Source organism: Pseudarthrobacter sp. NPDC055928, from assembly GCF_042270935.1.
GTDB lineage: Bacteria > Actinomycetota > Actinomycetes > Actinomycetales > Micrococcaceae > Arthrobacter.
Window position 1 is genome coordinate 23,447 of record NZ_JBHJZH010000022.1, and the last position, 11,797, is coordinate 35,243.

Below are 11,797 nucleotides of genomic sequence, written 5' to 3' on the forward strand. Positions count from 1 at the left end.
GCCAACACCCCGTATACAGACAAGGACGTCATCATGAACCAGTACGTAATCGCCATTGACCAAGGCACCACCAGCTCCCGCGCCATCGTCTTCGACCACAGCGGCAATATTGTCTCGTCGGGCCAGATGGAGCACGAACAGATCTTCCCGCAGGCAGGCTGGGTGGAGCACAACCCCGCCGAGATCTGGAACAACACCCGGGAGGTCATTGCCTCCGCGCTCTCCAAGGCGAACCTGACCCGGCACGACATTGCCGCCGTCGGCATCACCAACCAGCGCGAAACCGCCGTAGTGTGGGACAAGACCACCGGCGAGCCTGTTTATAACGCCATCGTCTGGCAGGACACCCGGACCCAAAGCATCGTTGACGAGCTCTCCCAGGACGGCGGGCCGGAACGGTTCAAGCACAAGGTGGGCCTTCCCCTGGCCACTTATTTCTCCGGCACCAAGATCAAATGGATCCTGGACAACGTGGAAGGTGCCCGGGCCAAGGCGGAAGCCGGTGAACTTATTTTCGGCAACACCGACGCCTGGGTCCTGTGGAACCTGACTGGCGGGGTCGATGGCGGCGTGCACGTCACTGACGTCACGAATGCCTCCCGCACCCTGTTTATGGACCTCGAGACCCTGAGCTGGGACGAGGAGATCCTGGGGATCTTCGGTGTCCCGCTGAGCATGATGCCGGAGATCAAATCCTCCTCCGAGGTCTACGGCACGGTCCACACGTCGCAGTTGCTGCGCGAAGTCCCCGTAGCTGGCATCCTCGGGGACCAGCAGGCCGCTACGTTCGGCCAGGCGGCCTTCCAGACGGGCGAAGCCAAGAACACCTACGGCACTGGCTGCTTCCTCATCTTCAACACTGGGGAGGAGATCGTCCACTCCAAGAACGGGCTCCTGACCACCGTCGGTTACAAGCTGGGAGATGCCGCACCGCACTACGCACTGGAAGGCTCCATCGCTGTCACCGGGTCCCTGATCCAGTGGCTGCGGGACAACCTGGGCATGATCAGCAGCGCTCCCGAGGTGGAGACGCTGGCGGCGTCAGTCAAGGACAACGGCGGCGTCTACATCGTCCCGGCGTTCTCCGGCCTCTTCGCCCCGTACTGGCGCTCCGACGCCCGCGGCGCCATTGTGGGCCTGACCCGCTTCGTCAACAAGAACCACATTGCACGGGCAGCGCTGGAAGCAACGGCGTTCCAGACCCGCGAGGTGCTGGACGCTGTCAACGCGGACTCAGGCGTTCCGCTCACGGAGCTAAAGGTCGACGGCGGCATGGTTGCCAACGATGCCCTGATGCAGTTTCAGGCGGACATCCTGGGCGTCCCGGTAATCCGGCCCGAGGTCGTGGAAACCACCGCCCTGGGCGCGGCCTACGCAGCAGGCCTCGCCGTCGGATTCTGGAAGGACCTCGGCGAGCTGTCGGCCAACTGGTCCGAGGACAAGCGCTGGGAACCGCAGCTTGACCAGGCCGAACAGGACCGCCAGCTCCGCCTGTGGCGTAAGGCCGTCACGAAATCGATGGACTGGGTGGATGACGACGTGAGGTAGTTGTTCGGCCATCCTCGTGTGTAACCATTGCGGCGTTGCCGGAAACTTATGGGTTGAACCGGCAGTCAGTCGGCGTTCAATCGCTTCAAGGGGGATAGTGGCACATGGGTTCATACCGTGTCCGACGTATTGGTGCAGCCGTCGTTGGTGGTTTGGTGGTGAGCCTGGCACTTTCCGGGTGCGGACCTCAGCCCGAGGTTGAGAAAACGGGGGCTGCTGCTCCGTCGCCGGCGGCGGTGACCACCACAAGCGTTGTCCCTGTTCCGGCGGTGAGCACTACAACCGCTGCTCCTGCTCCGAAGGAAACCACCGCGGCCGCTGTAGCTGTTTCGCCGGCCCATAAGTCGTTCACGTTCCCGGACGGGCATATCTCTTTCTCCTACCCGGAAGACTGGTCGGTCACGACCGTAAGCGGTGGTCCTGGGTTCGAGGACCCGCCCGGGGGTGCCATCGAAGCGGTCGTGTCGGATGGCGGTGGTAATGATCTCCTCCGCGTAGCAAGCGGGGCGGACGGCATCGGGTGCACCGCCGGGCCGGCCGACCGCACGGTGCTGGACAGGTCCGCTGTCCCTGCAATGCGTGATGCGGAGGGCACCGTGCCTGAGTTCGGGTTCGTTGTGGAGAGCATAGGGGAGCAGGACTGGTACAGCATGACGGTCAGGCAACCGCGGTACCTGGAAGAAGGCGAAACGTCCTCGGGCTGTGACATTCTGACCATGGGAAATGGTGCCTCCATCACCAGTGTCATCTTCAACACCCCGCCCGAGCCGGCCTTCGCGGGCAGGGAAGCAGCGCGGGCGTGGATGGCTACAGAGCAGTACGCACAGCTGAAGGCCGTGATGCTCAGCCTGGCCTATGCGTGAGAACCCCGTTGATCTGAAAGACTCCCCACTTCGACAGTCCCCGCGCTGCCATCGACAGTAACCAGCTGCCCTGTCCGAAGGAGCTCGGTGGCGTTGCCGGTACCAACAACGGCGGGGATGCCGTACTCGCGGGCCACGAGGGAAGCGTGCGCGGCCAGGTTGCCGCCGTCCGTCACGACGGCGGCAGCCACAGCAAACAGCGGGGTCCACGCCGGCGCCGTGGCTTTGGCCACCAGGATCTCGCCCGGCAGGAACCGGGAGAATCCCTCCGGACCGTCCACCACGCGCACCCGGCCCTCCGCCCGCCCTGGACTGGCCGGATGCCCCACCAAGGCACCTGTCGGCACGTCCCTGGTGCTGCGTGCCGAGTTGGCTATTCGGTCGAACATGTTGCCCACCACCGGCGGCATCTTTCCCAGTTGCAGCGGAGCTGATAGCTTCCGCTGCCGTGCCCATTCCTTGCGGCGCCGGGCTACTTCTTCGTGCTGCGGCGGCGCGTCCAGGCGCAGGGCGTCGAAGGTCAGGAAGTAGATGTCCGCGGGGTCGGCGATGATTCCGCCGTCCCGAAGGCGGATGCCTATTTCGGTGGCACACTGGCGCAGCAGGGGCCAGCCCAGCGTGAAGTCCCTCGCCTGCTCCTCGCGGAGCAGGGCATAGTGCTGGGCCGCGCTGAGGAGGGTGTCAAACCTGCGCAGCTGGCGTGTCCGCTTCAGCGCCGCACGGCATGACGCCTCAGCCGCCCGGCGCCGTTCAGCTGCCGGCGGGGCAGGCACGTGCTGCGGAGCGTTGATACTCAGCGTCTGGGGCGTCGGCGCGGGGTGGGGGTCGGGCTGCTCGCCCGCGGTCCGGTGATACCAGTCGAGGCTGTAGACAGCGTGCGGAACGCTTGCAGGCAGGGCAGGAGCCAGGCCGCCCAGAAGTGTTTGGTATCCGGTGGCCTCCAATGCGCCCGGCGCGGCCCGGCTGGCGGTCGCACCGGCAATGTTTCGGCGCCAGAACCGCGCGAGTACCATCTCCATCTTCCAGGCAGCACCGCCGGTGGCCGCAAAGAACCAGAGATATTCTCCTGCTTTCTGCGCCACCCGCTCCACGATGTCCATCAGCTCGGGCAGGGCAGCCGTTCCCACGACACCCCTCGAGGACTCCACAAGTGCCCGGTATGAGGGCAGGCACTGGGTGCGCCATTCGTCTTCGAGCCCCCGCAGCACTGTCCTGTCCGCCCCGGCGGGGTCGAACATGGGCCGCACCACGGAGTTGAAGAAGTACGGCAGGGACCGGGGTTCGCCGCCGAACAGCAGGTGGGGGAGCGCCCTGGGGCTCGGCGGGGCGACGTAGTACCAGCCATTGACCAGCCCATGCCCCATGGGCACGGAAATGCCGGCGGACGCGAAGACGGCCTGGTTGTAGGCGGCATCGATCCGCGGTATGACCCAGTCCATGAACAGCGGAGTGACCGGCTCAGGCAGCCATTCGCCCAGGCGGAAGTTCCGCAGCCAGGTGCCCCTTCCGGGCGGGTTCCAGGAAACAGGATCGGGGAGGGCGGTCATCGGACGGGCCTGCAGAACCTGGACCTTGCCCGCTTTGTCCAGTGCCCACTCAATGTCCTGCGGGCGCCCAAAGTGCCGGGCCACCTGCGCCGCAGTGGCGGCCACCGCCGTCGCGCTTTCCTCCGAAAGAACACCGGCGGCGCCGCGGGCCAGGGCGGGCCGCCCCTCGCGCACAACCCATTCCTCGCCCGTCTCCACGCCGGAAACCAGGCCTTCGGCGAGGCCCGGAACCGCGGAGATGACGGTTTCGCTGCGGTCCCCGGTCAGCGGGTTGGCGGTCAAGGCGACGCCCGCGGCGACAGGGTCCACCATCTGTTGCACGAGAACCGCCATGCCGGCCCAGGCACCTGCCGCTGCGCCGTCGTACGTGTCCGGTCCCTCGCCGGCGACAGTCCTGATAGAGGCTTCGTAGGCCCTGACGCGGTCAGCCCTGGCCGATTCAAAGCAGCGCTCCACGGCCCCGGGCAGGCTGGCCGCGTCCACGTTGAGGTAGCTCTCATACATGCCCGCGAAGGATGCGCCGGGCAGGTCTTCCGCAGCGGCCGAGGACCTTACTGCGTACGGGCCGGGGCCGGCAGCGGCGGCTGCCGCCTGAAGGCCTCCGGTCACACCTTGGGATACTCCGGCCTCAAGGGCAGTGCCCGTGACCACAAAGCCGGGCGGTACCGGGAAACCTGCTGCCGCCAAGGCCGAAAGCGCAGCAGCCTTGCTGCCGACGGTCTCCCGGGCCAGCGCGGCGGGGTGGCCGAGAGGGGGAAACAGGATGTTTTCACTCACCAGGGTCACCGGTCCCGTCCGTTGTTGCACAGCGGATTTCAGTCTATTCATGCCTGGCGGCAACGGGTAGGCACGGGTCACCGCAGCGTCCCTTCGCGGTGCGCTAAAGTAGTTCTATGCGTGCGATCCTTCTGCTTAGCTAGCCGCCCGGTATCCGGAGTCAACCGGATCGCCGCGCGGCAGCCCCTCCATGGAGAGGGGCTTTTGTGTGTCCGGGCAGGTTTGCCGGGCCGGCAGCAGAAGGGATCAGAGAAGTTACGGCCGCACAGATGCCGTAACAGAACAGAAGAGGGCAGCAGTGAGCGTTCAGCCGGAGACAGAGACCGGAACACCAGCAGTGGCAGCTGAGGGGCCTGAGGAGGGCACCTACAGCTTCGCGGCTATGGAGGCCAAATGGCCGCAGGTATGGGAAGACCTCAAGGTCTTTACCCCAGCCGATGACGGTTCCCGCGAGCGCCGCTATGTCCTGGACATGTTTCCGTACCCATCGGGCGACCTCCACATGGGCCACGCCGAAGCGTTTGCCATGGGCGACGTCGTGGCACGGTACCTGCGCCAGCAGGGCTTCGATGTCCTGCACCCGATCGGTTGGGACTCCTTCGGCCTGCCGGCGGAGAACGCCGCCATCAAACGCAACGCCCACCCCAGCGAGTGGACCTACGCCAATATCGAAACGCAGGCCGCGTCGTTCAAGCGGTACGCGATCTCCGCGGACTGGTCACGGCGGCTGCACACTTCCGACCCGGAGTATTACCGCTGGACCCAGTGGCTGTTCAAGCGCTTCTATGAGCGTGGCCTGGCCTACCGCAAGGATTCCCCGGTCAACTGGTGCCCTAAGGACCAGACCGTCCTGGCCAACGAACAGGTGGTCAACGGGGCCTGCGAACGCTGCGGCACCGCGGTCACCAAGAAGTCCCTGAATCAGTGGTACTTCAAGATCACCGAGTACGCCGACCGGCTCCTCGATGACATGGAGGAGCTACGAGGCCACTGGCCCGAGCGCGTGCTGGCCATGCAGAAGAACTGGATCGGCCGTTCTGAAGGTGCCCACGTCAACTTTGTGATCGAGGCCGACGGCGGCAAGCCCGCCAAGGACGTCACGGTCTTCACCACCCGCCCCGACACCCTTTACGGCGCCACGTTCTTCGTGGTCGCCGCTGACGCGCCGCTCGCCGTCGAGCTGGTCACGGAAGAGCATGCCGGCGCCCTGGACGCGTACCGCGAGCAGGTCAAAGCCCTCACGGAGATCGAACGCCAGTCCACCGAGCGCGAAAAAACCGGTGTCTTTACCGGCCGGTACGCCGTCAACCCGCTGAACGGCGAGAAGCTGCCCGTCTGGGCCGCAGACTACGTGCTGGCCGACTACGGTACCGGAGCCATCATGGCTGTCCCGGCCCACGACCAGCGTGACCTTGACTTCGCCAAGACCTTCGACCTGCCCGTCCGCGCCGTGCTGGACACCGGCGAGGAGGACCCGGCTGCTTCCGGTAAGGCAACTGCGGGGGAGGGCACCCTGATCAACTCAGGCGTCCTCGATGGCCTGCCAAAGGCTGAGGCCATCCCCGCCGCCATTGGCATCCTTGAAAAGCAGGGCACCGGCGAGAAGTTCGTCAACTTCCGGCTGCGTGACTGGCTGTTGAGCCGGCAGCGGTTCTGGGGCACGCCCATCCCCATCATTCACTGCCCCGCCTGCGGTGAGGTTGCGGTACCGGACGAGCAGCTGCCCGTCACCCTCCCGGCAGATCTCCGTGGCGAGGACCTTTCGCCGAAGGGAACGTCGCCGCTGGCTGCCGCCGAGGCCTGGGTCAATATTGAATGCCCCAACTGCCACGGACCGGCAAAGCGGGACACCGACACCATGGATACGTTCGTGGATTCGTCGTGGTACTTCCTGCGGTTTGTCTCCCCGGAATACACGGACGGCCCCTTCGACCCCGCAAAGATCAACGACTGGATGCCAGTTGGCCAGTACGTCGGCGGCGTGGAGCACGCCATCCTGCACCTGCTCTACGCCCGGTTCTTCACCAAGGTCATCCACGACCTCGGCATGATCGACGCCGACGAACCGTTCAGCGCCCTGCTGAACCAGGGCCAGGTCCTCAACGGCGGCAAGGCCATGAGCAAGTCCCTCGGCAATGGCGTTGACCTTGGTGAGCAGCTGGATAAGTACGGTGTGGACGCCGTCCGGCTCACCATGATCTTCGCTTCCCCTCCGGAGGACGACGTCGACTGGGCGGATGTTTCGCCGTCGGGCTCTGCGAAGTTCCTGGCCCGCGCCTGGCGGCTGGCGCAGGACGTCACCAGCACCCCCGGCACCGACGCCGCCTCCGGCGACCGGGCGCTGCGTTCGGTGACCCACCGCACGATTGCCGACGCCGCGGCCCTGTTGGACAGCAACAAGTTCAACGTGGTGGTGGCCAAACTGATGGAGCTGGTCAACGCGACCCGCAAGACCATTGATGCGGCTGGCGGCGCCGGTGGTTCCGATCCTGCGGTGCGCGAAGCCGCGGAGGCCGTGGCCGTTATCCTCAGTCTCTTCGCGCCGTACACCGCGGAGGACATGTGGAACGTCCTGGGCCACCCTGCCTCCGTGGCGAACGCCGGCTGGCCAACCCACGACGAAGCGCTCCTGGTGCAGGAAACCGTCACCGCTGTCGTCCAGGTCCAGGGCAAGGTCCGCGACCGTCTCGAGGTCTCCCCGGAGATCAGTGAAGACGAGCTGCGTGAACTGGCCCTCGCGTCGGAAAACGTTCAGCGCGCCCTCGATGGGCGGGGTATCCGCACAGTCATCGTGCGTGCCCCTAAACTGGTGAACATCGTCCCGGCTTAGCCGGGTCACCGGCCGCCGGATCCTTCCGGCGGCCGGCAAAAAATTCCAGGAGGCGCACTTGCCCGACCGTGATTCCGCTGCCTGGCTCTGGCTCCGGGACCGTCTGGCGGCCTTCCGGCCCGTGCCCCGTCCGGGGGCAGCGGGTGCCGGCGCGGCCGACGTCGTCCGCACTGCTGTGGTCACCGATTCCGCAGCCGCGCTGCCGGCCGACTGGGTCGCAGCCTTCGCCGGCGACGGGCGCCTGACTGTGATTCCCATGCCCGTGATGGTGGGTGAGGAAATCTACGGCGAGGGCGAAGACGACATCACCGAAACCATTGCACTGGCACTCGCCAGCGGCAAATCCGTCAAGACTTCCCGTCCGTCACCCGGGCAGTTCGAACAGGCGTTCCGTGCCGCCGGACGGCGGGGCTACGAAGCCGTTGTTTCGATCCACATTTCCGGCGGTTTGTCCGGGACCGCAGATGCGGCCCGGCTCGCGGCCAGCCGGGTGGACATCCCTGTCGAAATTGTCGATTCCGGGACAGTCGGAATGGCGCTTGGCCTGGGCGTGCAGGCCGCTGTGGTCGCAGCCGCGGCGGGCGGCGACGCAGCCGCCGTGGCGGCCGTCGCACAGGAACAGCTCGGCCGGACCAAGGTGTATTTTTATGTCCCCAGTTTGGAGCAGCTCCGCCGGGGCGGCAGGATCGGGGCGGCCGCGTCCCTGGTGGGAACCATGCTGTCCATCAAACCCATCCTCGCGGTCGACGGCGGCAAGATCGTTCCGCTGGAAAAGGTCCGTTCTGCGGCCCGCGCAGTTGCCCGGTTGGAGGAGATCGCTGCCGAGGACGCAGCTTCCCGGCCTGCCGGCCGCGTCAGCCTCGCCGTCCACCACTTCGGAAATCCTGCCGAGGCTGAAGCGCTTGCCGACAGGCTGGCCGCTGCGCTGCCTCACTGCCCGCGCGCCCAGATCAGTTCGCTTCCTGCGGTGCTGGCCGCCCATGCCGGCCTGGGCGTTCTGGCTGTGATCGTGGGGGAGGGCTACTCCCCGCGGCTGGCCGACGACGTCCCCGGACTTTCCACATAGCCGCTGCCGGCGCTGTCCCGTTCCGGCGGACTTCCCTAGCGTGGGGGATATGTCACGCCGTGAAGCTGGAGCCGCCAGTCCTGGGGCGCGCCATGCCGGAAGCCGTTTGCAGGCCACACTCGGATCTTCCTCCGCCGGGCTGTTGCCCGGCGGTGAGGAGGCCTTTGTCTACGGCAGCTCCGGCCAGGGGGAGTCTTCCCAGTCGGCCGAAGGCTTCGGAGGGGGAGCGTCCTCCGATCACGCGCCCGCCATCCGCGCAAGCACCCCGTCGGTCCCCGTGCGCAGGGGGCCGGTCCTGAGGTGGCGGCTTGGACTGAAATCCGCCCTGCTTGTGGGAGCTGTGGCTGTCCTGTGTGGTGCCTGGTTCTGGTGGCAGGTTTCCGCCGGCCGTCCCGAAGTGCTGCCAATCAGTGAGGCGGCGTCGTCCGGAAGCTCGGTGTCGGCCAGCCCCGACATGGAGGGTGGTCAGACCGCGGGAACAGTTGCGGAGCCTTCGCAGCCCGTGAGTGCCGGTCCTGCCGTGCTGCATGTGGCGGGAGCGGTTGCCCGGCCGGGCGTCGTGGAACTGTCGCCGGGAAGCCGCGTCAATGATGCCCTCATTGCCGCTGGCGGAGGCACCCCTGGGGCAGACCTTGACCGGCTCAACCTGGCAGCCGTCGTCCTGGACGGGCAGAAGATCTATGTGCCGCGGCAGGGTGAACCCCTCCCGGCCGACTCCGCAGGTGCCGTTTCGGGGGAGGAGGGCGGCTCGGCTGCCGGCGGTGCTGCGTCACGCTCTGTGGGGGGCAAGACCAATCTCAACTCCGCTGGTCTTGAAGAGCTGGGGACCCTGCCCAAAGTAGGCCCCGTGCTGGCCCAGCGGATAATGGATTGGCGTAAGGAGCACGGCCCGTTCACGTCAGTCGAGGAGCTCGATGCGGTGGACGGCGTGGGACCGAAAATGCTCGAAACGCTGCTTCCTTTGGTGAGCGTGGAGTGATGTGTCCGGCAGGAGCAGGCCGCCGTGGGTAGCCCCAGCCGGTGGAACCGGTTTGTGGAGTCGGCAGTCCGGACGCCTGATGCTGTCGAATCCACCGCACACCGCACCCGGCCGGCAGAGGAACCCTTCAGGACCGGCACGAAAGTGCAGGGGAGGCCTATACGGGAAACGGTCCGCCGGGCGGTTGCGGAGAACGTCCGTGGGAAGCCCAAGACTCTGGCTGTAGACGGGCCGAGGCGGCGCACGGACGTCCGTCTTGCTCCGGCTGCCCTGCTGGTTTGGGGTGCCGCCATCGCAGGTGTCTGGCTGACGCCGGACGCCCTTCTGGTCCTCAGCTGTGGACTACTGGTTCTCGCGGGCCTTCTCCTTGGCAAGGCCGTGCGGAGTGCCGTTCCCCGCAGCTTCCTGATCACTGCCGCCCTTGCCGTGCTCCTGGCTGTGTCCACCGCCGCGCATTCGGCGGTCTCGTCCTCGCAGCGCAACCACGGTCCCTTCGCCGATGCCGTGCGGGACGGCGAATCTGTGGTGGCCGTCCTGGAGGTCACGGGACCACCTCGAGCCGTTTCGCCGGTGGGACAGAGCGGCGCCACAGGGCGGTGGGCCGTACCGGCCGAGGCGGCTGAAGTCACCACCGGTGGCCAGCTGCTTCGGACCCACGCCGACATCGTGGTCATGGGCGGAAGCGGCTGGGGCGCCGTGGCGGCCGGTCAGCGCCTCCGCACCACCGGAAAACTCAAGCCCGCAGATCCGGGGCAGACCGAGGCCGGTATCCTGGCGGCCTCATCGGCTCCGGGCCTGCTGTCGGGAGGCTCCCTGGGCTGGCAGGAGGGCCCGGGCCAACTGCGCAGCCGTTACGTCGCCGCCGCCTCGTTCCTTGAGCACGACCCCGCCGGTCTCCTGCCCGGCATGGTCACCGGGGACACCAGCGCCTTGGATGAAGGGCTGAATGGCGCCATGCAGTCGGTGGGCATGACCCATCTGACCGCCGTCAGCGGCGCCAACTGCAGTCTGGTGCTTGGTGCCCTCCTGCTGCTGGCCCGCAGCCTGCACCTGCCCAGGGTGCCAGCGGCCGCCGTGGCACTGTCCGGCTTGGGACTGTTTGTCCTCTTGGTCGGCCCGGATGCCAGTGTCCTGCGGGCTGCCCTGATGGGTTCCGTCGCGCTGGCGTCACTGGCCGGCGGCCGTACGGGGCGGGGACTGAGCTTCCTTTGCCTCGCCGTGATCGGGCTTCTGTTGTTCGATCCGGGCCTGGGCACCAGCTTCGGCTTCCTGTTGTCGGTCCTCGCAACCCTGGGCATCATTGTGCTTGGCCAGCGGTTGGTGGACCTGGCTCCTGTTTGGATGCCCCGGTGGGCGGCGGCAGCGTTCGCCGTGCCGTTGTCCGCCCAGCTGCTGTGCGGTCCCGTAATTGTGCTTCTGCAGCCACAATTCTCGACCTACTCATTGGTGGCGAACATCGCGGCTGCCCCGCTCGTTGCCCCGGTGACGTTGCTCGGCACAGCCGCTGTTCCCTTGACGGTACTGGCGCCATGGGCTGCAACCGTACTCATCGCGGTGGCGGGCGTTTTCTGCGGCGGCGTTGCCGGGACGGCCAGGTTTATGGCGGCTCTGCCCGGTTCCTCACTTCCGTGGCCGGAAGGAGGCTTCGGGGTGATGACCATGGTGGCGTTGTCGGTACTGACGCTGGCAATGGTGCTGCTTGCACTCCGCCCACGGATGGCAGCGGACCTGTTGCTGGGCTTGCACGGCCGCTTCGAGCGACTTCTCGAAAAGGCGGAAGGCCTCCGCTGGCCGGCATGGCCGCGCTCCCCGTACCGCGGTCCACCTCGTGGCTTGGAGCCACGGTGCGAGCGAACGCTGGGCAGGGAATTTGAAGGGGATGCCCGCAACGGCTCGGGAACCGCCGACTGACGTTCCAGAAACGCGTCTCGGAGAGACCATCGAGACGCGGGGTCGACGCTATCCAGTTCGCATGACATGACCTGGCGCGACGAACGGGCCAGGATCGGCGTGAACGCGCTGAACGCGGCCGCTTGGACACTCGCAGCCACGCCGTTGTCGGCAATCGATCAGGACAGGAAGGACCGTGAAGCGCCGGCGGTCCAGCAGGCCTTGGACCTGTTCGCGTCAATGGGACCGGCCTTCGTGTAAGCGGACGAGACCGACACGAACCCAAACTGGGCAGCA

The 11,797-nt window shown here is 66.7% G+C and carries 8 protein-coding genes; 7 read left to right on the forward strand and 1 reads right to left on the reverse strand.

Annotated features, from left to right (window positions below; genetic code table 11):
• Positions 1-33 precede the first annotated feature (33 nt).
• Both glpK and ACFC25_RS20695 read left to right on the forward strand, forming a co-directional pair.
• Complete coding sequence (gene glpK, locus ACFC25_RS20690; RefSeq protein WP_337351180.1) at positions 34-1,548, forward strand: glycerol kinase GlpK; 1,515 nt, start codon at positions 34-36, stop codon at positions 1,546-1,548.
• 104 nt (positions 1,549-1,652) lie between these two features.
• Positions 1,653-2,411, forward strand: a complete 759-nt coding sequence (locus ACFC25_RS20695; protein WP_376048610.1) for a hypothetical protein — start codon at positions 1,653-1,655, stop codon at positions 2,409-2,411.
• On the opposite strand, the gene ACFC25_RS20700 is transcribed toward ACFC25_RS20695, so the two are convergent.
• The gene (locus ACFC25_RS20700) at positions 2,402-4,735 is read right to left on the reverse strand and encodes a PEP/pyruvate-binding domain-containing protein (protein ID WP_376048613.1); all 2,334 of its coding nucleotides are present in this window, start codon (positions 4,733-4,735) and stop codon (positions 2,402-2,404) included. The two genes, ACFC25_RS20695 and ACFC25_RS20700, sit on opposite strands and share 10 nt — an antisense overlap.
• A 298-nt stretch (positions 4,736-5,033) precedes the next feature.
• Between ACFC25_RS20700 and leuS the strand changes: the two genes are divergently transcribed.
• The 5 genes from leuS (at position 5,034) to ACFC25_RS20725 (ending at position 11,761) form a co-directional block, all read left to right on the forward strand.
• The gene (gene leuS / locus ACFC25_RS20705) at positions 5,034-7,565 is read left to right on the forward strand and encodes a leucine--tRNA ligase (RefSeq protein WP_376048616.1); all 2,532 of its coding nucleotides are present in this window, start codon (positions 5,034-5,036) and stop codon (positions 7,563-7,565) included.
• A gap of 58 nt (positions 7,566-7,623) precedes the next feature.
• Positions 7,624-8,631 carry a DegV family protein gene (locus tag ACFC25_RS20710; protein WP_376048619.1) on the forward strand — a complete coding sequence of 336 codons (1,008 nt, stop codon included), beginning with the start codon at positions 7,624-7,626 and terminating at the stop codon, positions 8,629-8,631.
• A gap of 49 nt (positions 8,632-8,680) precedes the next feature.
• The gene (locus tag ACFC25_RS20715) at positions 8,681-9,610 is read left to right on the forward strand and encodes a helix-hairpin-helix domain-containing protein (protein ID WP_376048622.1); all 930 of its coding nucleotides are present in this window, start codon (positions 8,681-8,683) and stop codon (positions 9,608-9,610) included.
• A gap of 24 nt (positions 9,611-9,634) precedes the next feature.
• Complete coding sequence (locus ACFC25_RS20720; RefSeq protein ID WP_376048625.1) at positions 9,635-11,521, forward strand: ComEC/Rec2 family competence protein; 1,887 nt, start codon at positions 9,635-9,637, stop codon at positions 11,519-11,521.
• 66 nt (positions 11,522-11,587) lie between these two features.
• On the forward strand, positions 11,588-11,761 hold the full coding sequence (locus ACFC25_RS20725) for a hypothetical protein (RefSeq protein ID WP_376048628.1): 174 nt from the start codon (positions 11,588-11,590) through the stop codon (positions 11,759-11,761).
• The last annotated feature ends 36 nt before the right edge of the window (positions 11,762-11,797 follow it).

Excerpts from the sequence above, each read along its gene's own strand:
- ACFC25_RS20695 (WP_376048610.1), top strand. The coding sequence starts at position 1,653 with ATGGGTTCATACCGTGTCCGACGTATTGGTGCAGCCGTCGTTGGTGGT.
- ACFC25_RS20715 (WP_376048622.1), top strand. The coding sequence starts at position 8,681 with ATGTCACGCCGTGAAGCTGGAGCCGCCAGTCCTGGGGCGCGCCATGCC.
- glpK (WP_337351180.1), top strand. The coding sequence starts at position 34 with ATGAACCAGTACGTAATCGCCATTGACCAAGGCACCACCAGCTCCCGC.
- ACFC25_RS20725 (WP_376048628.1), top strand. The coding sequence starts at position 11,588 with ATGACCTGGCGCGACGAACGGGCCAGGATCGGCGTGAACGCGCTGAAC.